Annotated in this window: 12 protein-coding genes and 9 pseudogenes; 13 read left to right on the top strand and 8 right to left on the bottom strand. The window is 60.7% G+C overall.

The genetic code is table 11. The features are described 5' to 3' along the window. Nucleotides 1–317 (bottom strand): transposase (locus tag D6B98_RS38000; RefSeq protein WP_205680569.1); only part of this gene is annotated, 317 nt, incomplete at its 3' end. A gap of 64 nt (nt 318–381) precedes the next feature. Here D6B98_RS38000 and D6B98_RS37995 point away from each other — a divergent pair. Continuing rightward, nucleotides 382–1,035 (top strand): annotated as a pseudogene (locus tag D6B98_RS37995) (IS630 family transposase); the annotation flags it as partial. 836 nt (nt 1,036–1,871) lie between these two features. On the opposite strand, the pseudogene D6B98_RS37990 reads toward D6B98_RS37995, so the two are convergent. Next, nucleotides 1,872–2,728 (bottom strand): annotated as a pseudogene (locus D6B98_RS37990) (IS3 family transposase); the annotation flags it as partial. Between D6B98_RS37990 and D6B98_RS37985 the strand changes: the two are divergent. Next, nucleotides 2,727–3,344, top strand: a pseudogene (locus D6B98_RS37985) (IS110 family RNA-guided transposase); the annotation flags it as partial. The pseudogenes D6B98_RS37990 and D6B98_RS37985 overlap by 2 nt on opposite strands. A 555-nt stretch (nt 3,345–3,899) precedes the next feature. Here the strand turns inward: D6B98_RS37985 and D6B98_RS37980 are convergent. Further along, nucleotides 3,900–5,282 carry an aspartate aminotransferase family protein gene (locus D6B98_RS37980; protein WP_126262039.1) on the bottom strand — a complete coding sequence of 461 codons (1,383 nt, stop codon included), beginning with the start codon at nt 5,280–5,282 and terminating at the stop codon, nt 3,900–3,902. Nucleotides 5,283–6,061: 779 nt separating this feature from the next. On the opposite strand from D6B98_RS37980, the gene D6B98_RS37975 reads away from it, so the two are divergent. Further along, nucleotides 6,062–6,289, top strand: a complete 228-nt coding sequence (locus D6B98_RS37975) for a hypothetical protein (protein WP_235884933.1) — start codon at nt 6,062–6,064, stop codon at nt 6,287–6,289. A 268-nt stretch (nt 6,290–6,557) separates the two neighbouring features. Here the strand turns inward: D6B98_RS37975 and D6B98_RS37970 are convergent. Further along, nucleotides 6,558–7,825 (bottom strand): annotated as a pseudogene (locus tag D6B98_RS37970) (IS256 family transposase). Between D6B98_RS37970 and D6B98_RS41760 the strand changes: the two are divergent. The 8 genes and pseudogenes from D6B98_RS41760 to D6B98_RS37930 form a co-directional block, all read left to right on the top strand. Then, nucleotides 7,809–8,189 carry an AMP-binding protein gene (locus D6B98_RS41760; RefSeq protein ID WP_126262037.1) on the top strand — a complete coding sequence of 127 codons (381 nt, stop codon included), beginning with the start codon at nt 7,809–7,811 and terminating at the stop codon, nt 8,187–8,189. The pseudogene D6B98_RS37970 and the gene D6B98_RS41760 sit on opposite strands and share 17 nt — an antisense overlap. Nucleotides 8,190–8,287: 98 nt before the next feature. Next, the gene (locus tag D6B98_RS37960) at nt 8,288–9,340 is read left to right on the top strand and encodes a KamA family radical SAM protein (protein WP_126262041.1); all 1,053 of its coding nucleotides are present in this window, start codon (nt 8,288–8,290) and stop codon (nt 9,338–9,340) included. A gap of 137 nt (nt 9,341–9,477) precedes the next feature. After that, the gene (locus D6B98_RS37955) at nt 9,478–10,914 is read left to right on the top strand and encodes a gamma-glutamyltransferase family protein (protein WP_235884931.1); all 1,437 of its coding nucleotides are present in this window, start codon (nt 9,478–9,480) and stop codon (nt 10,912–10,914) included. Nucleotides 10,915–10,960: 46 nt separating this feature from the next. Next, on the top strand, nt 10,961–11,836 hold the full coding sequence (locus D6B98_RS37950; protein ID WP_164719138.1) for a 7TM domain-containing protein: 876 nt from the start codon (nt 10,961–10,963) through the stop codon (nt 11,834–11,836). Continuing rightward, nucleotides 11,827–12,873 carry a D-alanine--D-alanine ligase family protein gene (locus tag D6B98_RS37945; protein ID WP_126262036.1) on the top strand — a complete coding sequence of 349 codons (1,047 nt, stop codon included), beginning with the start codon at nt 11,827–11,829 and terminating at the stop codon, nt 12,871–12,873. The genes D6B98_RS37950 and D6B98_RS37945 overlap by 10 nt, the downstream gene beginning before the upstream one ends. 129 nt (nt 12,874–13,002) lie before the next feature. Next, nucleotides 13,003–13,227 (top strand): annotated as a pseudogene (locus D6B98_RS37940) (IS3 family transposase); the annotation flags it as partial. Between the two features lie 102 nt (nt 13,228–13,329). Beyond that, nucleotides 13,330–13,587, top strand: a pseudogene (locus tag D6B98_RS37935) (transposase); the annotation flags it as partial. A 356-nt stretch (nt 13,588–13,943) separates the two neighbouring features. Then, nucleotides 13,944–15,047, top strand: a pseudogene (locus tag D6B98_RS37930) (ISNCY family transposase); the annotation flags it as partial. Here the strand turns inward: D6B98_RS37930 and D6B98_RS37925 are convergent. Then, a pseudogene (locus D6B98_RS37925) lies at nt 14,998–15,446 on the bottom strand (helix-turn-helix domain-containing protein); the annotation flags it as partial. The pseudogenes D6B98_RS37930 and D6B98_RS37925 overlap by 50 nt on opposite strands. A gap of 145 nt (nt 15,447–15,591) precedes the next feature. Beyond that, entirely contained in the window at nt 15,592–15,846 is a 255-nt protein-coding gene (locus D6B98_RS37920; protein ID WP_126262035.1) for a hypothetical protein, read from the bottom strand. Nucleotides 15,847–16,757: 911 nt separating this feature from the next. Here D6B98_RS37920 and ltrA point away from each other — a divergent pair. After that, nucleotides 16,758–17,813: a group II intron reverse transcriptase/maturase gene (gene ltrA / locus D6B98_RS37915; protein WP_235884930.1), complete on the top strand. Its 1,056-nt coding sequence runs from the start codon at nt 16,758–16,760 to the stop codon at nt 17,811–17,813. 343 nt (nt 17,814–18,156) lie between these two features. On the opposite strand, the gene D6B98_RS37910 is transcribed toward ltrA, so the two are convergent. After that, nucleotides 18,157–18,411: a transposase gene (locus D6B98_RS37910; protein WP_126262034.1), complete on the bottom strand. Its 255-nt coding sequence runs from the start codon at nt 18,409–18,411 to the stop codon at nt 18,157–18,159. Between the two features lie 62 nt (nt 18,412–18,473). Here D6B98_RS37910 and D6B98_RS41755 point away from each other — a divergent pair. Next, nucleotides 18,474–20,031: pseudogene (locus D6B98_RS41755) on the top strand (oleate hydratase). Nucleotides 20,032–20,486: 455 nt separating this feature from the next. Here the strand turns inward: D6B98_RS41755 and D6B98_RS37900 are convergent. Beyond that, the coding region (locus D6B98_RS37900; RefSeq protein WP_245481529.1) for an IS3 family transposase at nt 20,487–21,485 on the bottom strand (999 nt) is incomplete at its 5' end.

Raw genomic sequence — 21,485 nt, 5'->3', positions numbered from 1 at the left:
GCCTCCTCGACCGAGCTCTCCCGCCTCCGGTAGCGCTCGATAATCGCCGTCTCGAAGGTTTGCCGCCGTAGCTTCGGGACCTTCAGATTGACGTCGCCCGCCTTGGTGTGCAGCGTTCGCTCGTAGCTGCCCGCCCGCGTGTCCTGCCGCGCCGGGCTGCGCTCATACCGCCCAGCCCCGCACAGCTGGTCCGCTTCGGCCTCCAGCATGGCGTTCAGTGTCTCTTCCACCGTCCCGCGGACCATCTCGCCCAGGTGATCTCGAATCCGGGCCTCATCAATTTGGATCACCAGACCCATGGCATTCCCATCGTTCATTCAAAGCTCCTTCATTCTAGAAGAAGCCGTCAATCCTGAAAGTGCGAAAGACTCTGTACGTTATCATGGTGAGTACGTCGCCCGAATGGAGGACGTGCTCGATCTCTATGCCGAGGCACCCGATCCGGGCAGGCCGGTGGTGTGCTTCGACGAAAGCCCCGTGCAGCTCATCGGCGAGGTCCGTCAGCCAATTCCGCCAAGGCCGGGCCGGCCCGAACGTTACGACTACGAATACCGTCGCAATGGGACGGTCAATCTGTTCGTTCTCCTCGACGTGCATCGCCCCTGGCGGAAGGTCAAGCTCACCGAGCGGCGAACGGCAAAAGACTATGCCCAATGCATGCGCGACCTCGTCGACATCCATTATCCCGATGCCGAGATCATCCGTGTCGTGCAGGATAATCTATCGACCCACTCCGCCGGCGCCCTGTATCAAACCTTCCCGCCTGCCGAAGCACGGCGCATCCTGCGGCGGATCGAGTTCCACTACGCCCCCAAGCACGCGAGCTGGCTCAATATGGTTGAGATCGAGATCGGCGTCCTGCGGGGACAATGCCTCGACCGCAGGATCGACACCCCCAAGCGACTGCGCCGCGAAATCTCCGCTTGGGAACGCCAGCGAAATGCCGCTCGCTCCTGCATTAAATGGATGTTCACAACACAAAAGGCCCGCGCCAAAATGGGCCGCGCCTACCCAAACCCTTCCAAAGAGTCATAATCACTGTGCAGAAGTACTAGAGTTGCCGTTCAAAACACACAGGCGCGGCGGCATCTCGCGACAGCTAGGACCACATTCGCTTTCTTGGCTTCAAGATTTAGGCAAGAGGCGGCCAGCGGCGATGGATGCCGCTAGGCCCGCCAACACTGCCACAATCGTCCACAACCAACCTCCCGAAGTTGCAGATGCTTCTTGAGGAGTTAGTTCCGTTACGCCATAGGCTGACATATCGGTCTTCATTGTTGTCTCCCTTTCTGTGTGGGCAGCAGCTATCAAAGACCGTGCCAACTGCGTCAAAGAACGCTGTTCGACAGCATAATTGAATGCCTCGCTTCGGCCTTTTAGTTAGGCCCAGCAAGCTATGACAAGATGGTGGAGCCTGCCATCGCGCCGGCCTTTCGTTTCTGGGATCTGTTTTTCTTGCCCTGTTGGGTCACTCGGATTTTGTCTGCCAATCGCCAATCGCAGTTGCCTTATGCTCTGGAGCCGCACCAACAAGGTCGCGTTTGCGACGAGAATTCTATGACTCTGACATGCGACGTAATGTTCGCGGTCTACGAAATGTGAGTACCCTGCGCTGGCGGCAGCAGTTCCTGACCGCCGAATTTGCGAAAGCAAGAAGCATCAATAAGGTTCGCGAGGTGAGCTACATGCTCAAGCCGATTCATGCCCGGGAAATTCGAGATTCGGCTGACGGAAGGCGCGGGCAGCGACGAGGATATGCGCACCGTCAGGATCGCAAGGAGGCCGATCACATCGCGCAGAATGTCCATGAGAGAGTCCCGGTTGTCTGAACAGAGTTTCCGCGTCGATAGGTGGAGCCTCTGCCGGGGTAAGGCCGCCATGCGGAGTGGCAGTGGGATGAAGTAGGCTTGATCCGGCGTGCTGCCGTCAAGACTCGAATGGAGACGCCTGCTGTTATGGAAGTTGAGATATCGGCCGATCGAGCTGCGCGCCTCGCTGACGCTGTCATAGGCCCGCAGGTACACCTCCTCGTATTTGACGCTGCGCCAGAGCCGCTCGACAAACACGTTGTCCCGCCACGCACCTTTGCCGTCCATGCCGATCGCGATGCCGTTGTCGGCGAGCGCGCCGGCAAAAGCTGGCCGGTGAACTGCGAGCCCTGATCCGTATTGAAAATGTCCAGCTTGCCGTGACGAGCCAAGGCATCCTCCAGGGTTTCGACGCAGAAGGCTGTGTCCATGGTGATCGACAGCCGCCACGACAGAACACGACGTGTTGCCCAGTCCAGCACCACGGCGAGTAGACGAAGCCGCTCGCGATTGGACTGTAGGTGATGTCCATCGCCCAAACCTGGTTCGGGCGGGTGATCTCCATCCCGCGCAGCAGGTGTGAATAGATCTTGTGGCCGGGCTCGGGTCTGGTGGTGAGCTGGACGGCGATAGAGCGCCCCTATTTCCATCCGTCGCATCAGCGTTTTGACATGATAGCGGCGGATCCTGCACCCCTCGGCCGCCAGCAGCCCTCTCAGCATTCGCCAACCGGCGAAGGGAAACTCCAGATGCAGCCGGTCGAGACGCCGCATGATCGCGAGATCGGCGTCCGGCATCGGCCGCGGCAGGTAGTACACGCTGCCGCGGCTGATGTTCAAAGCCCCGGTCTGCTTAGTGAGCGGCAGCTCGCGCTCACGGTCGATCATCGGCTTGCGCTCAGCAATCCCGCTTTGGTGAGCGCTCGCTGCCACAGAGCAAGTCATCCGCGGACTTCTGCGTCCGCTCGGTCTCAAAGTCGGAATCGTCTCGCTGACTCTGTTCGCAGCGCGAGTTCGTGAGTTGGTCAGCGATGACGCCTTACTGGAGGCGATCATGAATCCGCTGCTTGCAGGACGCGAAGCGCTGATGCGGGAGTACGGCCGACTGCATCGTCTGGTTCTGAAGGCCGTGCGCAGTGACCCGGCTTGTCGGCTCTTGATGACGATGCCGGGGATCGGCCCGGTCTCTGCGTTGACCTTCCGCTCCACTGTGGACGATCCCAGGCGATTCCTGCATTCCCAATCCGTCGGCGCCTATCTCGGGTTAACGCCCCGCCGATACCAATCTGGCGAGGTTGATCGGGTGGGACGGATCACAAAAGTCGGAGATGGAGAGACGCGCACAGCCCTGTTCGAAGCTGCCAACGTCGTTCTCAGGCCATCAACCCGATGGTCTCCGATGAAGGCCTGGGCGGTGCGTGTTGCCCACCGGCAAGGAAGCAAGCGTGCGAAGGTCGCGCTGGCCAGAAAGATGGCTGTCGTCCTTCACCGAATGTGGGTTGATGGACTCGAATTCCGATGGACGGCAGTGGCGTAAGGACGCCATCGCCATCCCAACAGACGCCCGTCGCGGGCGTGGGGATGGTCGAGTTCGTATGATCTGTCGTGGCGTCCGCCCTCCAGGCGGCTGACTACGCCGAAGAGTTTGAACCGACCATTCAACCGAATCCCATAGTGTGGCGGTTTTGCCGACCACGAACAAAAGCAAGGTAACCGCGGCACGCGGGCACGCGCTCTTAAGGGTTGAAAGAACCAGACCGAATACAGAAGCACAGATCATATAGGCTTCGTTGCAAAATTGTCACTAAGTGTGTGCTCAAGCAATCCCGCGCAGCCTCCGCCCCAGTCATCCCCATCGCGAGGCGCCGCGTAGGCAATCCTCGCTAGCGCCCCCGCCGACCAAACCTTAGCCCAGTCAACCCCGCGCATTGTCGCTGGAAATACGAGGCGTGCACGGCGATGCACTGCACGGGGAGCCTCGAAGGATGAGCCCGTCGCAGCCAGACGGGCCGGCGCCCTTCGAGGGACGCTGAAGAAGGCGGCCACCTCAGGGTAACGGGGTTGGACTGATCGCCAGACGAAGCGCGTCCCTTTAAGCCGGCGTCAGCTTGGCCACTTCCGGCTTTATGTCGTTCAGCACACCGGTAATGGCCGCAATCAGTTCGTCGATGTGGGCCCTGGTGACGATCAGCGGCGGGCATATGGCGATGGCATCGAGCATGTTGCGTGAGATCACGCCGCGCTCGTGGAGCATGCGGCTGGCGATGCCGCTGACGGCGCCCGGCGTCGCCGCCGCGGTCTTGCGCTGCTTGTCGAGCACGAGCTCGAGCGCCGCGATCATGCCGACGCCGCGGACCTCACCGACCAGCGGATGGCTGCCGAGCTCGCGCAGCTTGCCCTGCATGTAGCCACCGAGCTCGGCGGCATGCGCGACCAGGCTGCGCTCCTCGATGATCTTGAGGTTCTCCAGCGCAATGGCCGAGCCGACCGGATGGCCGCTCGCGGTGAAGCCGTGGCCGAGCACGCCGATCTTGTTGCTCTCGTCCGCGATCGGCTCGAACATGCGGTCGTTCAGCATGATCGCCGACAGCGGGAAATAGCTCGAGGTGATCTGCTTGGAGACCACCATCGCATCCGGCTTGATGCCATAGGTCTCGCAGCCGAACATCTTGCCGGTGCGGCCGAAGCCGCAGATGACTTCGTCGGCGACCAGCAGGATGTCGTACTTCTTCAGGACCTTCTGGATCTTGTCCCAATAGGTCGCCGGCGGCACGATCACGCCACCCGCCCCCATCACCGGCTCGCCGAAGAAGGCCGCGATCGTATCGGGCCCTTCCTTCAGGATCAGGGCGTCGAGTTCCTCGGCCCGCCGCGTCGCGAACGCCTCCTCGCTCTCGCCGGGCGCGCCGTCCTTGTAGAAGTGCGGCGAGCCCGTATGCAGGATGTTCGGCAGCGGCAGGTCGAACGAGCGGTGGTTGTTCGGCAGGCCGGTGAGGCTGGCGGACGCGATGGTGACGCCGTGATAGGCACGCAGGCGGCTGATCACCTTCTTGCGCTGGGGCTGGCCGAGCGCGTTGGAGCGATAGGCGATCAGCTTCAAGACGGTGTCGTTCGCTTCCGAGCCGGAATTGGTGAAGAACACCTTGCTCATGGGCACTGGCGCGAGCGCCACCAGCTTCTCGGCGAGGTCGATCGAGGGACCGTGCGATTTGGCGGAGAAGGTGTGGTAGAACGGCAGCGCCTGCATCTGCTTGTACGCCGCCTCGACCAGCCGCTTCTCGTTGAAGCCGAGCCCGACGCTCCACAGGCCCGCCATCGCTTCGAAATAGCGCTTGCCCGACGCGTCGAAGACATAAGGCCCCTCGCCGCGCTCGATCACCAGGGCACCGGCCTGCTGATGCATGCGCGCATTGGTATAGGGATGGAGCTGATAGGCGACATCCCGGGCCTCTTGCGAATTGGGCAGCATGGACATTTGCGGTGATCCTTGAAAGCGTTATGCCGCCGGTACCGTCATGACTTGGCTATTGCGACGAGGCAAAACTTGCAACGCCAATTCGTCGGCAGCAAGTGCTCAGCAGTGGCCGCAAGCAGCGCGGGCGCGACTCCGCCTCGCCAAATGCCAGCGACGCTGTCCCTGGCACACCCACCGCCGGTGAAGCGAGCGGCAGCGAGACTCGGCGCCGCCATAAGCGCTGTCCCTGCCACGTGCCGCAGACTTCGGTGGTCAGCCTTCCACCTTGGATTGGCATGGCTGACCACCTTTGCTCGTGAGACATATTCCGAGGCGCCACCAGATAATGGCGCGTACAAGTAACCGGGGCACCTACCAGCACCGGTGGGTTGCCGCGTCCCCGCGTGCATGTCATATCAGAGTACTCGGCCTGCAGCTGTTCGAGCTGGATTGGCTCATAGGAGTAACCGCCGTGCCCAGAACCGAAGTGGTAGCGGCAATCCAAGCATTCACGGACTACGTCCGTGCGCCAAGCCATACACCGGCAGAAGACACGTACGGCCCATAGCGAACTGAAGAACAGCTGGCCGATTGGCGATCCCGGGTTGAAGTTATCTGCTCAAAAATGGACGCGGTGGCGGATTGCCTTTTTTCGACATTATCCGAATTCGAGGCGCTCAGACGCGAGATGGGGACAGATTTTCCCGCAACGCCACCCGCTTTACTTAACCGTGTAGCGGACGCATTTTTACACCGTGGTTCGGCGGATGCCGGCCCCTTAATCATGACGGAGCCGGATGATGCCTAGCACATTCTCGCTGCACAAGATCGACGAAGCTATACGCGACCTCGAAGAAAAAGTTGCTCACGGTGCAGAAATCAGCCGCGAGGAGCTCGCGAGCGGCATTCTGCGGATTACGAAGCGTCTTCGAGATGAACTCGAAGCGGCGGTCACGGTAATCGATAGCCTCAAGGATCACACCGGACTCACGGTGGCAGCCTCGCGACCTAAACAGCGGCAACGCTAGCGGCCACGCGACTGGACGGTTCGAGGTGGACAAAGGGAGGCGCTTCCCTGCCGTGTCGCTAACTTCGCCCTGGTCAGCTTCAAGCGGGGCAAGAAGCCGACGGGGATGCATCCTCCGGACGAATGCCCTGGAGCAACTACCAAGACAGGGCGGTGACTTGTCGATCAGTTTCAGGTCGCTGGCAGTGCGGACGCGGCTCGGCGGCTGTTGGCTTGGGGGCATGACAGGCGCTGTCGAGCTATGACGGATTTTGGGTGACGCGGTCCGATCAGGCGGCGCGGACTTCAGCGGTCGGAATGACTTCGATTCCGTCCGCAAACTTTACGCCGGATATCACCTTCGGCAACTGATTTGTGCCCTTCAACCGTCGCCAAGTTTTAGATGCGGCGCCGACGAGCTTGAAGACCATCAACTTTGCTGTGTGTGGCGATAACGCTCCCTTCGTTCGCACAGTCCGGTGCCTGACCGTGCAAAGACGCTCTCGATTGGATTCGACTTGCGCAGATGCGACCAGTGCTCGGCAGGGAAGTCATAAAACGCCAACATGGCCGAGCGATCCTTGATCAGGCATTCAACGGCCGGCTTGTATTTGACGCCGTACTTCTCGACAAAGATATCAATCGCTGTTTCAGCGGCCGCCCGGTTCGGCGCTAGGTAGATGTCACGCAGATCACTCTTTATTGCCGGCTGCACGGACTTGGCGACCTTGTCGAGCACGTTGTTCACCTTGTGCAGCCAACATCGCTGATGTTGCGTGCCGGGGAAGATTTCATCGAGCGCCCGCCATAAGCCGAGAGCGCCGTCGCCGACAGCAAGCTGAGGCCCGATCTGCAAGCCGCGCTTGCGCAGATCGATCAGCAATTCTCGCCAACTTTGTGCGCTCTCGCGTACCCCGACCTGGAAGCCGATGAGTTCCTTCTTTCCTTCAGGCGTGGCGCCTATCAACACCAGGATGCATTCGGCATGGTCCTCCATGCGAGCCTGCAGATAGACGCCATCCGCCCAGATATAGACGTACCGCCGCGCCGACAGGTCGCGCTTTTGCCAACGTTCGTATTCGGCCTGCCAGTCCTTCTTCAGGCCAGCGATGACCGGCGGCGACAAGTTCGGCGCGTCCTTGCCGAGCAAGGCCGAAAGCGCCTCCTGGAAGTCGCTGGTCGAGATTCCCCGCAAATAGAGCACGGGGATCAACGCGTCCAAGCTCTTCGCCCGGCGGGCCCAGAGCGGCAGGATCGTCGAATGAAACCGGATCCTGTCACCTGGCCCGCTTGCTCCACGGTCGCGGGCCTTCGGACGGGCGATCACGACAGGGCCGATGCCGGTGGCAATTTCGCGCGCCGGCCCATATCCATGCCGCACCACGCGCGCCCGACCATCCGGCAGCGCCAGATGCTTCGTCGTTTCCAGGAATGTAGTGAACTCAATCTCGACAGCCCGGGCGATCAGTTCGCGAGCTCCGGCACGCAGAATATCCGTCAGTGGATCAGCAATCTGATCGGGCTGACGCAGAGGAAAAACATTGGTAGTCTCGTTCACGGCGTATCGCTCCTCTGGAGGTTGCTGGCAGGCTTCATCACCCGCCTCGATACGTCGCCTTTCTCAGGTCGTCATCACCCAGGCGAAACAGGACGGACTCGTGTACATTCTGTTTACGTCTGGCTCGACGGGCCAGCCTAAGGGCGCAATGATCGAGCGCGCGGCCCTAAACAATCATCTGATGGAAAAGATTAATGCCCTGGCCCTCACTCGGACGGATTGCATCGCGCAGACGGCGTCGCACTGCTTCGACATCTCGTTGTGGCAGCTTCTGGCAGGGCTGTGCGTCGGAGAGAGTCTTCATCGTTTATGCGTCCGGCGGCGTGCAGCGTCAGCCGGAGACGCGCCTTCATCACACAATTAACAGGGAGTGCATTCATGCTGACAACCTCGGCGGCGCCTCGCGTTTGCCCGCCTCAATTATCACCGACAGGATCGGACGTGCGGCCGCACGCCGCCGTCATGAACTTCATCGAAGGCGCGCGCATCGTTACCGAGGATGAGCTGCAGGCCAACGACATCACGCATTACCACGTCACGAGGTTCTATCGCGAGCAGATTTCGGCCAGTGGCTACTACGACCAGCTTAAGCACATCGTGGAGCCCTCGCTCGCGGAGTTCGACAGTCGCGGCAGACTTGATACCAGCGGCGAGCACGATAACACGGTCGTGCCCGGCCTCCAGCACAAGTATCCCCAGACCGGGTTGCTGCTGGTAACAGACCGTTGCGCTTCATATTGCCGCTACTGCTTCCGCAAGCGCATCGTCGGCAAGGATTCCGATGAAATCGCCCCCGATCTTGCCCGCGTGGCGCAATACATTGGCGCACATCCAGAGATGACGAACGTGCTGCTGTCGGGAGGTGATCCATTTGTGCTCAGCACCAGCAAGCTCGACAAGATTGTCGATCACCTGCTGCCAATCCCCCATCTGACTTCGATCCGCTTCGGAACAAAAACGGTCGCCTTTGCGCCCAGGCGTTTCGAGGATCCGGCTCTGACCGCTCTATTCCAGCGGATCCAAGACGCGGGCAAAACCGCAGTGATCGTCGCACATTTCGATCACATCGGCGAAATCTCGGTCGATGCAGAGCGCAACATCCGCTCCCTGCGCGCGCTAGGCGTGCAGTTTCTCAACCAATCCGTGCTCCTCTCAAGAGTCAACGATGATCCCGACGTCCTGGCGGCGACATTCGCCAAATGTCACGAAATGGGTGTCCGCCCCTATTATCTTTTTCAGGGCAGGCCGGTGAAGGGCGCATCGCATTTTCAAGTTTCATTGCGCCGCGGGATCGAGATCGCGCGCGGCATCAACCAACGTCTCAGCGGCATCCAGAAGACATTCAAATACATTATGTCCCACTACACCGGGAAGATCGAGATCCTCGACCTCGGAGCCGATGGCCGCGTGTATATGCGATATCATCAGAACAAGACTCCCGCAAAAATCGGAAAGATCTTTTCCCGGCCGCACGTCGGAGGCGCCTGCTGGTTGGACGATCTGCCTGAAGCATGAGATTGACAGGCCCGCGATGCTGATCATCGACCCAGAGCGCGTGGAGCTCGAAAATGCTGCCGTTCCGATGCGGCAACGCGACGGGGCAGTGGTGACGGCTTTCCCCCTCGCTACCAAAGCGGGATCGGAAATCCTGCGTGCCCGGGGGCAATGCGATCGACGCGGCGGTGGCTGCGGCCTGGACGCTGTGCGTCTGCGAACCGAGCGCGTCGGGTCTCGGCGGGCAAACCGTGTTGCTCGTCCGGTTTGCGGACGGTCGAACGCAATTTATCGACGGACATTCCCGGGCGCCCGCGGCTGCTTCGCTCGGTACGATCGAGGTGAATGAGCAGCGGCGCGGGTACCGCTCCTGCACGGTTCCATCGACTCCCGTGACGCTGGACTGGACACATCGCAAATACGGTGTGCTCAGCCGCGAAAGGGTGATGGCGTCAGCTATCCGCATCGCCGAAGAAGGCTATGCGATCACGCCGTTGCAGCAGCGACACACCCGGTGGGTAGCCGATTATCTGCGCGCATCCCCGGCCGGCGAGCTGTTCCTGCACGAGGGTCTGCCGCCAGACATCGGTCGCACCTTTCGACAACCGAAGCTTGCCGCCACACTACGCCGGCTTGCGGATCTCGGCATCGAAGACTTCTATTGCGGCCAAATCGCCCGGCAGATCGCAGCTGACATGCGCGCCTGTGGAGGTCTCATCACTGAAGCAGATCTGGCAAGCTGCAGTGCGCCCGCGCAGGCAGACGCGGTTTCGGCGCTTTACGGAGGACATCGGATTGTCAGTGCCCCGCCGCCTGGCGGTGGGATGCAACTCCTGCTGGCATTTAATGTCCTCGCACAGACGCGAGCGCTAGGAGTCGCCTCCTCCGATGATGATTGGCGCGCTGCGATCGCGCTCGCCTCATCTGCCGTGTTTCGTGATCGGGAGCTCAGCCCTTTGGCGCCAGACGACTTCACTCCGCATCTGCGCGACTTGCGGTTGGGCGAAAATTATGCGCGGCGGGTCGCCGACACCGTCCTGAATTCACGAACCGGCACGCAGCTCGATAGCCCCGAAGAGCCGGGCGATACGACCCACCTATCGGTCTGCGATAGGGACGGGACCGTCGTGATGCTGACGCAATCCATTCAGTCGCTCTTCGGCGCCAAAGTGGCGCATCGTGAACTGGGATTCTTATACAACAATTATCTCTGCACGTGTCCCCGGCTATCTCACCCCTATGGACTCGGGCCACGTTGTCGACCGCGCTCGAACATGGCCCCGACTCTGGTGTTGCAGGACTCAACCGGCCTGCCCCTTCTCGCATTGGGCGCCGCCGGCAGTCGCCGGATCGTTTCGGCAATTCTTCAGGTCGTAAGTGGCGTGATCGACCGAGGCTTGGACATCGCCGAGGCCGTGGCGGCGCCTCGCGTCCACGGGCTGGTCGGTCGCAAGGTCTGGATCGAGCGACCGGCGGCCAGTGAGTCCTTGTTGGCAAAATTGCGTGCGCGCGGCCGCATGCCGATCGTCAAGTCACGGCACAGTTTTGCGATGGGCTCAGTCAATGCGCTGCAATTTGCTGCCGACGCAGCGTGAAAGGCGCGACCGATCCCAGGCGTGATGGCCTTGCGGAGGTGCTCTCTTGAACGGAACATGCAAGAACGACGATGCGCAAGCGGCCGCCGCGCTCAAGACAGACTGGTTGCTCGTCGGGCTCTTTGCCCTGCCGCTCGGGATCGCGCTCAGCAAGCTTCCGATGCTGCCGACCTCGTCCATTTGTTCGAGTTTTTTTTCCCTCACCGAGTTGCCTGCCCAGTTCTACAAGCCCGCGGAGAGCGTGCTGTTTGTTTCCCTGGGCGCCGTCGTGGTCGTGCTCTTTCGCCTCACGCTTGGCGTCAAGGTGCTGGGCCTCTTTCGGTCAATCTTGATGGCGATCGGCTTCGACATCATCGGCATCCCGATCGGCCTCGCATTCCTGCTCTTGGTGCTCCTTGTTACCGTGGCTTTGCGGCCGCTGCTCAAGACGGACCACAGTTACGCGCGAATAGCCGTGCTGTTGGGTCTGGCGGCAGCGCTGCTGGACGCGCCTTTGCTGGCGGGGAATTGGTGGGATATTGCCTGGCTTCGCGAGATAGCGCTTTTCCCCGTGATCGCGCTGTGTTTGACCTGCGAGAGCTTTGCAAAAGTGCTTGACGAGGACGGAGTCTACGAAGCGGTCTGGCGTACGTTTACCACGGTATTGGCAGCCCTCACCATCGTAACTGTAATGAGCCTGCCGGGCACGCTCGGCATCTATCTGCGTTTCCCGGAACTGCTGCTGGTGCAGGCCGGCTGCATTTTGCTGATCAACGAGTATCTCGATTTCCGCCTCTTGGAGGGAGCAAACCCGCTTGCCGCTTGGCGGCGCGGCCAGTTGAGCGCGGTTCGTCCAGCGGAGCTGCTTCCCCTTCATGAAGCGGATCCAACCGAACGACTTGACAGCGGACAAACACAAGGGAGGAAGCAGTCATGCGGGTAGCCGTGGTGTGGAACAATGATCATACGGGCGTGATCAACCGGTTCGGCCAGCTTTGTCCGGAGAAATACGGCCGCAGAACGGTCGAATATGTGATGGCGGCACTGCGAGAAGGCGGACAAGAGACGTTGCTGTGCGAAGGCGACAAGGGACTGCTTACTACTCTCGAGCGGTTCATGCCGGCCGATCCCCACGGCCGGCCCTCCGGCATCGTCTTCAACATGGCGTATGGAATTCAGGGCGAGTGCCGCTACACGCACGTTCCCGCCATGCTCGAATTGGCCGGCATTCCCTACACCGGCTCGAGCCCGCTCGGGCACGGTCTGGCGCTCGATAAGGTCATCACCAAACGGCTGATCCGCGATCGCGGGGTGCCGACCCCGAAGTTTCGCGTGATGCGTCACGGGACCGAGAGTACCGGCGACCTCAGATTTCCGGTCGTGGTGAAGCCGGTTCACGAATCCACTAGTTTCGGATTGCAGCTCGTATATGAACCGGTTCGATTGAGGGAGGCCGTCGAACAGATCGTCACGGAATATGCGCAGGATGCGCTCGTGGAAGAATACATTGAAGGTCGGGAAATCTGTGTCGCACTGCTCGGAAACGGGGAGCCTGAGACCTTGCCTTTGGTGGAGCAAGATTTTGGGGAGCGCGAAACCCGCCTTATCACCTGGGAAGACAAGATGCACATGGGAGCCGCGGAGCCACAGAAGATTTGCCCGGCTCAAATTGGGAGCAGCCTCGCGAAGCTTCTGCGGGATATTTCGGTTGCGACCTTCCGTGCCTGCCGATGCCGAGATTACGCCCGCGTCGACATCCGGATTGATCACTCGGGACGGCCCTTTGTCCTGGAGATCAACTCCATGGCGGCACTCGGCATGAGCGCCTCGTACATCCTGGCCGCGAAAACCGCCGGATACAGCTTCCCGGGCCTGGTCAATCGCATCCTGGATGTCGCCCACACGCGCTATTTCGGAATCGGCATCTCTGAGGCCGAACAAGCGACGAGTCGTGACCGGATTTATTCTGCCGTTGGATAGTGGACCGCTGGGCTGTCGTTCCGGCAACTGACTGGACCACGTATTGAGGTCACGCAATACAATTGAGGTCACGCAATACAGAGGTTTCGTTCTGGCTCTCGGCCGAAGCGGTGGTTCAGTCAGACGTCCATGAACCGCACGACCAAGGAAGCGATCGTCCAACGCTATTACTACGATCGACACCATCAGCTCGAAGCTCACCTTGCCGACCTCATCAACGCCTACAACTATGCTCGGCGGCTGAAGACCCTGAAGGGCCTCACACCCTACGAATACATTTGCAAATGCTGGACTTCCCAGCCCGAACGATTCAAACTCAACCCGCTCCAGCAAATGCCGGGACTAAACACCTAGTTTTGGGTAGCACTTCATCAGTGATCTGAGGCCGGCAAACTGGACCATTTTTGGCTAGAGTTGGCGCTGCGTAAATCCACCCGGCAGGGAGGAGCGACGACGATGAAGGCCTCAAAGTTTTCGGACGCCCAGAAGGCGTTCATCCTGAAGCAGGGCAGCGACGGGGGTGTGGTGGCGGAGATCTGCCGCAAGGCCGGGATCAGCCAGGCGACCGACTTCAATTGGAAGAAGAAGTATGACGGATTGCTGCCGACCGAGATGCGCCGGCTGAAGCAGCTCGAGGAGGAGAACGGCAAGCTGAAGAAGCTGGTCGCCGATCTGTCGCTCGACAAGGAGATGCTGCAGGACGTGATCCGCCGAAATGTATGGTCTGCCCCGCCTGTGCAAGGCTCTTGAGCGATCCGACTTCGACAGTCTGCGTAAATGTATCCGGCCTCTCGCGAGTGGGCTGCGGTTGCAGCCAGGCCATGATGAGATCAGCACGCCGCGTTCCCAGATAGCTAATCGGGCACTGGCCCGTTTTCGGCGAAGGGCTTACGCGGCGCCGATCAACTGTCTCGTCATCAGGACTCGAACCTCGCAGTCTGCTGCCCGGGCCTACGGGAATGCGGCGAACAGGGTGAGACCCCGCATTGCCTCGCCTTAATTGTTACCGGATGCTGAGCCGTTGCCTCACGTAAATTGCTCCCCTGGATCGGGAACGAGCGGGGGCGCAGATGGGGTGGCTGAGCATGGCAACGCGGAAGGAACTGACGGCGGCGGCGGGCGCGCGCTATCGGCGTTCGGATAGCGCGAAGAAGGCGCGGATATGTCGACATCACCGGATTCCATCGCAAACATGCGATGCGTCTACTTCGAGGCCAGGAAGACGTACGCCGAGGCCGACGGACACGACGTCGGGTCTGTAATGAGGCAGAACACAACGGGCTCGTGCTGCTTTGGGAAGCGTCAGACCGGATCTGCGGAAAGCGACTGAAAGCGTCGCTGCCAGCGTTGGTTGAGGAAATTGAACGGCACAACCAGCTCAAGCTTTCCCCTGAAATCCACGACAAACTTTTGGCGATGAGCGCTGCGACGATCGATCGCGCATTGGCTCGGATCCGAGAACAATTAGGACGCCAGCGCCAGCGGCATGCAGCGCATTCCCTGCGTCGCAGTGTTCCAATACGGACGTCGGCAGATTGGAACGATCCGGCGCCGGGGGTCGTCGAGGCTGACCTTGTAGCGCATAGCGGTCCATCTGCACGCGGCAGCTTCATCCAGACCCTCGTGCTCACGGACATTGCTACCGGCTTGACAGAGTGCGCTCCTCTGATCGTGCGCGAACAGACGCTGTTGAGCACGGTGCTGACGGAATTGCGCAAACATTTGCCTTTTGTGCTGCTCGGCCTCGATACCGACAATGATACCGTGTTCATGAACGAGAAGCCTACTGCGAGGCGGCCAACATTGTCTTCACGCATTGCCGTCCCTACCGGTAGAATGACCAGGCGTTCGTCGAGCAGAAGAGCGGCGCGGTCGTCCGCAGGATGGTCGGCTATCGTAGGTTCGAAGGCGTGGAAGCGGCCGAGCTGCAGGCCGAATTATATCGATCAGCGCGGCTGTTCGTAAACTTCTTCCAGCCCTCGTTCAAACTGTTAGCCAAGCAGCGCGACGGTGCTCGCGTACGCAAGACATACAGCGCGCCGGCAACACCTCACCAGCGCCTGGCAGCGGACGCCCGCACGCCTGACGCTGTCCGCCATCATCTCCAAGAAATCTATGCCGCTCTCGATCCAGTCGCGTTGTTGCGCGACATCCGCGACGTGCAGGAGCGCCTCGGCCCTGCTCAAGGGCGAACAGTGTTTTTTTTGAAGCTGAGACCTTCGCGTCGCAGGAAAGTCCATACCGCATGGTGCGAGACTTTCACGCCTCGCGCGGCAAGTTCGTCTTTCAGCCCGTGCAGCGTAAGATGTGGCGTCTGCTTGATCCGCTCCACGATGAACGTTCGATGCGGCTCCAGAACCGGCTTTACGGTGACCGCCCATCTTGCCCGGTGCCACCGAACGCGTCGCGCGATAGCGCTGCCGCCACTTCATAACGGACGACACTGCAACATCGAACCGGGCCGCCACAGCATGGCAACTCTCGCCGGACTCCACCGCCTTTACGGCTCGTTCACGAAGATCATTCGGAAAGGGGGCGGACCATCCGATGCTGGCCTCCGATCCAGCCAGCATCTTGAATCATAAACCGCCGCCCGACGGAATCTTGAGGGTTCTGTGAGGTCGCGGGGCAGGCGCGAGCCGCGCGCTCGGTCGGGCGTGCGACCTCATAGAAGCCGGATTGAACGAGCCGCTGCCACGCCCGAGCAGCGGGCGAGCTTCAAGGCCGATGATCGTCGACGATCGCCAGGCGCAAACGCGTGCACAACTTGAGCGATATGGCACGGATGTTGCTAATTTGGGAAAGTAGGTTGTTGAGCGTATGTGCTGTCAATGGGTTAGGCGTGGCGGAAAAGTCACTCGTGACAACCCTGGCGCGAGAAGCCCAACAACGGCCTTCAACGGGTGCGACGGCGTTGCGGAAAGTCGCCCCGGCATCGTCCCTTGGATGTGTCGCGATGTTGTTGGTCGCCATCGTTGTCGATCCGACTGCACGGTGTCTATTGATTCGAACCACCGCCTGCCGAGAGTGAGGAAGGTTGCTGGCACTCCGCACTCCAGCAACAAACTCAATGCCGCGGCAGCGGCTTCGTTGTGTGCCGGGCATGTTCAATAGCTCGGAAGTGAAAGTCTGCCACCCAACCTGATGGAGGTGAAGGGATAGAGAAACGCAAGGGCTGCCGCCGCGAGGCGGGGTCTGAAGGAAGCGTGGATCGAAGATGCGGGCCGATGAACAAGAACCGGATATGAGGCGCCAGTGTCGGACGAGCGGGCAACACATCGCGAAGTCCATATCCATCAAAGACGCGAAGCGTAGATCCGGCGGTCGTGCATCGAAGGCGATTGAACTTACCCCGGGAGATCTGCCCGGCGTCGCTGTACGGCGACTGAGATGACCGTGAGGTCGTCTGACCACCTGGCAGAAGTCAGCAGAGGGCGTAATAGGTCATGCTGTCGGCGAAGCTATTGAGGCACTCCAAAGCTGAAAAGCGGAGCAACGGATAGGCAGAGTCGGAAACGATGGCTGAAGGCCCGAACGAGTGAGAGAGGCAAGTAGGATCGGCACCTCATGAACGGAAAGCGGCAGACAAACCAGCAACGACTGGCCTCAGGCACGGATGGCCGGGGTGAAACCCCGGCTGCCGCGACCGGAGGAGCCGAACCGTCTGTGGCGATGCCGGCGACCGAAAGCCCGGCTTTCCCAGAACGTCTGATGGAGGAGGTGTGTAGCCGCAAGAACCTTCAAAGAGCGTGGAAACGCGTTCAAGGAAACAAGGGAGGCCCTGGTGTCGATGGGATGACCATCGACGTCGCCAAGGCATTCCTGCGTGAGCACTGGCCAGCAATTCGGCTCCAATTGGCTATCAGCCACGGCCGGTTAAGCGGGTGGAAATTCCGAAACCGGATGGTGGGGTCAGAAGGCTCGGCGTTCCCTGTGTCGTCGACCGCCTGATTCAGCAAGCCGTGCTGCAGGTTCTTCAAGAACAATGGGATTCGACGTTCTCCGAGCACAGCTACGGATTCCGGCCGGGACGGTCGGCGCACCAGGCCGTAGCCCAGGCACAACGCTACATCGCTGAGGGCTACAACGTTGTGGTGGATCTCGATCTGGAAAGAGTTTTCGACCGAGTCAACCATGACATCTTGATGTCGCGCGTCGCCGCGCGGGTGACCGACAAGCGCGTGCTCAAACTCATCCGGGCGTTCCTGAACGCCGGACTGCTGGAGGACGGCCTGATCAGACCGGTGGAAGAGGGGACCCCTCAGGGTGGTCCGCTCTCGCCCTTCCTCAGTAATATCGTGCTCGACGATCTCGACAAGGAGCTGGCTCGACGTGGCCATCGGTTCTGTCGCTATGCGGACGACTGCAACATCTATGTTCGCAGTCATCGCGCCGGTGAGCGGGTCATGGCCTCGATCACCCGGTTCCTGACCGACAAGCTCCGGCTAAAGGTCAATGAGGCCAAGAGCGCGGTGGCACGACCGGAAGGGCGCAAGTTCCTAGGGTTCAGTATTGCGAACGATGGGAGCGAACGACGCATTGCGCCGAAAGCGCTCGCTAAGTTCAAAGACCGAGTTCGGGACGTCACATGCCGGACACGAGGCATCAATCTGGAAAGGATTATTAAGGACCTCTCGCCTTACCTCATCGGATGGCGAGGGTACTTTGGGTTCTGCCAGACTCCTCGCGTGCTCACAAACCTGGAAGCCTGGATTCGCCGGAGACTGCGAATGTATCTCTGGCGACAATGGCAGAACGGGCACAAGCGATTCACGGAGCTTCGCCGCCTCGGCATCGCGAAGTTCGCCGCATCGGTTGCCGCCGGTTCGCCGACGGGGCTCTGGCGAATGTCCGGGCACCCGGCGGTCCAGCACGCCCTGCGCAACCACTTCTTTGACGCTCTCGGTCTCCCCCGAATACTGGTTCCTGGGCCAGCTTAACTCAGTCGAACCGCCGTCGTACGGACCCGTATGCCCGGTGGTGTGAGAGGGGTGGCGTCGCGAGACGTCCCCCTATCCCGATCAATCCCTCCCGATTCAATCTGGTCGAGACCGCTCTAACGTCGTAGGCTCGACGACGCGGGCTGCGTGGGTGTTGCCACGAGTAATCAGGAAAGAAGCGGGCGGCCAAATTGTCGATCAACGCTTGGATTTTGGTGGTTGTTCGCCGCGCGAGCGGCCGATCGCATTGTTAAAGGTCCCCCTTTTGAGCCGGCCGCGGGGCCATGGGCTTTGATCTAGCTGGAATCCACCGAGATCGAGCCGGACACGCCGCTTGATTCAGTCAGAGCGTAAAAATGTTGGTCCAAATGCCCTCTCGGCTCCAGCGACTGACGCGGTTGTAGACCGTTGTGTAAGGACCGTAGACTTCCGGGCAATCACGCCAGCGCGAACCTGCTTTTAGCAAGTGGACAATGCCGTTGATCACGCATCGATCATCGATCTGATGCGCTCCCTTGTGCCCTCGCGGCAACAACAGCTCAATCCGCCGCCATTCCGCGTAGCTGAGCCAGTCCTCACCGCGCTTGATCCAGCGCAACCTTGGATGCGTCCGGCCATGCTATGTCGCTTCGAAATGTCGAATTGCAATCGAGGCACATCATGAAGGCGTATTTCATCGGAGCTGGCATCGGATCGCTCGCGGGCGCGGCATTCCTCGTTCGCGACGCGCGGGTGCCGGGGCGCGATATCGTGATCTACGAGCCACAGCCGCTGGTCGGCGGCAGCCTCGACGGCGCGCTGCTTGCGAACGGCGCCTATTCGTTGCGCGGCGGGCGCATGCTCACCACCGATCACTACGAATGCACCTGGGACCTGCTGTCGAGCATTCCGTCGCTCGAACATCCCGGCCTCAGCGTGCGCGAGGAGACGATCGCGTTCAATCTGGAGACTCCAGCGCATTCGCAGGCGCGGCTGGTCGACCGCAACCGCTTTAAGATCGATGTGACGCATATGGGCTTCTCGGCGCGCGACCGGCTCGAGCTACTGCGGCTCGCCGAGGCATCAGAGGAGACGCTCGGCAACAGCCGCATCACCGACTGGCTGTCGCTCGGATTCTTCGAATCGAATTTCTGGTACATGTGGCAGACCACCTTCGCCTTCCAGCCCTGGCATAGCGCCCTTGAGCTAAAGCGCTATCTGCACCGCTTCATGAACGAGTTCCCGCGGATCGAGACCCTCGCCGGCGTCAAGCGCACGGTCTACAATCAGTATGACGCGATCGTGCGGCCGCTCGCCGACTGGCTGAAGCAGCAGGGCGTGCAGTTCGTGCGCGGCACGGCTGTCACCGACATGATGCTTGAGGACGACGGCTGGCGCGTGCGCGTCCGCCAGCTCATGCTCGACCGCGACGGCTGCACCGCCAATGTCCGCCTCGATGACGACGACCTCGTGTTCTTCCAGAACGGCTCAGTGACGGACGCCTCGAGCCTCGGCACCATGACGGATCCGGCGCCGCGACTGACCAAGAAGGATAGCAAGGGCTGGGCGCTGTGGGAGACGATCGCGAAGGGACTCCCGAATTCGGCAATCCGTCCGCATTCAACACCTCAATCCCCGAATCCTACTGGCTGTCGTTCACCGTTACCTGCAGGGACCCCCGCTTCTTCGACAAGATGGAGGCGTTCTCAGGCAACAGGGCCGGCACCGGCGGGCTCGTCACGTTCAGGGATTCGAGCTGCTGATGTCGGTGGTGCTGTATCATCAGCCGCATTTCGCTGGGCAGCCGAAGGACGTGCAGGTATTCTGGGGCTATGCGCTGCACCCCGATCGCGTCGGCAATTTCGTGGCCAAGCCAATGTCCGATTGCGGCGGCGCAGAGATCCTGAAGGAGCTCTGCGGTCACCTCAACTTCGACGCGAGCGTGTTCGAGGATGCGATCTGCATTCCCTGCCGCATGCCCTACATCACCAGCATGTTCATGCCGCGCAATCTCGCCGACCGGCCGTTGCCGGTGCCGAAGAATTCGGTCAACCTCGCCTTCGTCAGCAAGTTCGTCGAGATCCCCCATGACGTCGTCTTCACTGTCGAATATTCGGTGCGCGCGGCGCAGATGGCGGTTTATCAGTTGATGAAGGTCGATCGCCCGGTGCCGCCGGTGACCCGTCACGACAAGTCGCTCGCGGTGATCTTCGCGACACTGAAGAAGGCTTTCGGGTGACGCATTCCCGGGACGGCGTCGCGATCGCGCGACTGCAAGCGGCAGTCTGACGTGAAAGACGGCGCCCCTGACGGGACGTTTTCGGCTCCGATGCGGCCGCCATGCGCTTCGACGATGGTATGCGCGATCGAGACCATGTCGCCACGCAAGTGTCTGGTACTGTCCAGAATCTTTCGCACTTTTGATCAGGCGACGGCTCCTGTTTCAGAGAGTTGTGGCTGATAGAGCGGTCGCATGTTCATGTAGCATTTGGTCGTCATCAATTTGGATCACCTGACCCATGGCATTCCAATCGTTCATTCAAAGCTCCTTCATTCTAGAAGAAGCCGTCAATCCTGAAAGTGCGAAAGACTTCGTACGTTATCAAGCGCGGCAACCGTATTGGTCTGGAATCTTGCCTCGACCAACTGTCCGACAAACTCGACTTGCGCTCGGTTTGACCTGCCCCTGAATTTTCATCCAGCGGCAGTTAGAGTCTCGGGGTTTTGTACGCCAAGTGACGCGGGTGGAGCAACGGACGATCGGCGGAGCTGGTCGGGGTTGCGTAGCCGATCGTCCGTTGCGGTGAGGTGGGCCGCGTAGGCCGCGGGGGTCAGGTATTTCAGCGATGAGTGGGGGCGCTGGAGATTGTAGTCGGCGACCCAGACAGCGATCTTTATGCGGGCGTCGTCAAGATCGAAGAACAGGGTCTCGTTGAGCAGCTCATCGCGCATCCGGCCGTTGAAACTCTCGACGAAGCCGTTCTGCATCGGCTTTCCCGGTGCGATGAAGTGCCAATCGATGGCGGCGTCCTTGCACCAGGCGAGCATGGCATTGCAGGTGAACTCGGTGCCATGGTCGGACACGATCATTCCTGGCTTGCCGCGTCGCTCGATGATTGCCGTGAGTTCGCGGGCCACGCGCCGCCCCGAGATCGACGTCTCTGGAATGGCGCCTAGGCATTCCTTGGTGACATCGTCGACGATGTTGAGGATGCGGAAGCGTCGGCCACTGGCGAACTGGTCGTGAACAAAGTCCAGCGACCAGCGTGCATTCGGCTTGGCCTCCACCAGGATCGGGGCACGGGTTGCCACGGCCTTGCGGCGAGCCCGCCGCTTGCGGACGGTGAGCCCTTCCTCGCGGTAAAGCCGGTAGATCCGATTGATCCCCGACGGCTCGCCCTCCCGCCGCAGCAGGACGAACAGCCGGCGGTAGCCAAAACGTCGCCGCTCGTTGGCGAGGTCACGCAGCCGGCCACGGAGGGCCGCGTCTGGAGCACGGCCGGAGCGATAGCGGATCATCTTCCGATCCGCGCCCACGATCGAACAGGCCCGCCGTTCCGACAGGCTCATGACGGCCTGCAGATGCGCGACCGCAGCGCGCTTGGCGGCGGGCCCTACCATTAATGGGATGACCCGCCCCGTCCTCTCAGTCAGACTGAGTTGGCTTTTGAAAGGAGGAAGCAATGAGGACAC

This window comes from Bradyrhizobium sp. LVM 105 (assembly GCF_003957705.1).
Classification (GTDB): domain Bacteria; phylum Pseudomonadota; class Alphaproteobacteria; order Rhizobiales; family Xanthobacteraceae; genus Bradyrhizobium; species Bradyrhizobium frederickii.
This window is presented reverse-complemented; position numbering and strand designations above follow the sequence as displayed.

Bases quoted from the DNA above. Each gene is read 5' to 3' on its own strand.
- D6B98_RS37980 (WP_126262039.1), bottom strand. From the start codon at position 5,282: ATGTCCATGCTGCCCAATTCGCAAGAGGCCCGGGATGTCGCCTATCAG.
- D6B98_RS37975 (WP_235884933.1), top strand. From the start codon at position 6,062: ATGCCTAGCACATTCTCGCTGCACAAGATCGACGAAGCTATACGCGAC.
- D6B98_RS37960 (WP_126262041.1), top strand. From the start codon at position 8,288: ATGAACTTCATCGAAGGCGCGCGCATCGTTACCGAGGATGAGCTGCAG.
- D6B98_RS37945 (WP_126262036.1), top strand. From the start codon at position 11,827: ATGCGGGTAGCCGTGGTGTGGAACAATGATCATACGGGCGTGATCAAC.
- D6B98_RS37920 (WP_126262035.1), bottom strand. From the start codon at position 15,846: ATGGCGACCAACAACATCGCGACACATCCAAGGGACGATGCCGGGGCG.